We start from the raw sequence: 394 nt of genomic DNA on the forward strand, positions 1-394 counted from the left end.
GACGCAACACCAGCGGATTGTGGTGTCGCCAACATCAACTATGAAAGAAACCCCATGCAGTACCGGATACACGGAACACCGGTACCAACTACGCGGACTCGCGGTACCAACTACCCCAAATCGACATGTAAGGGCGGCAAGAACATGTACCTGGCCACAGTCATCGACGTCTACTCGCGCAAACTCGTCGGCCATGCACTCGCTGACCACATGCGGGTATCGCTGGTTATCGAAGCTTTATCTCATGCCAGAAAAGTCCGCGGAAGCCTTAAAGGGGCAATTTTCCATTCCGATCACGGCAGTGTGTACACCTCACAAGCATTTAGAGAGCACTGCGCTGTACTTGGTGTTCGCCAATCCATGGGAGCAGTGGGTACAAGTGCCGATAATGCCC

General features: G+C 53.6%; 1 pseudogene. It reads left to right on the forward strand.

The features are described from left to right. Window positions 1-135: 135 nt before the first annotated feature. A pseudogene (locus tag FME68_RS12965) lies at window positions 136-394 on the forward strand (transposase); the annotation flags it as partial.

The organism is Corynebacterium hiratae (genome assembly GCF_009708045.1).
GTDB classification, from domain to species: domain Bacteria; phylum Actinomycetota; class Actinomycetes; order Mycobacteriales; family Mycobacteriaceae; genus Corynebacterium; species Corynebacterium hiratae.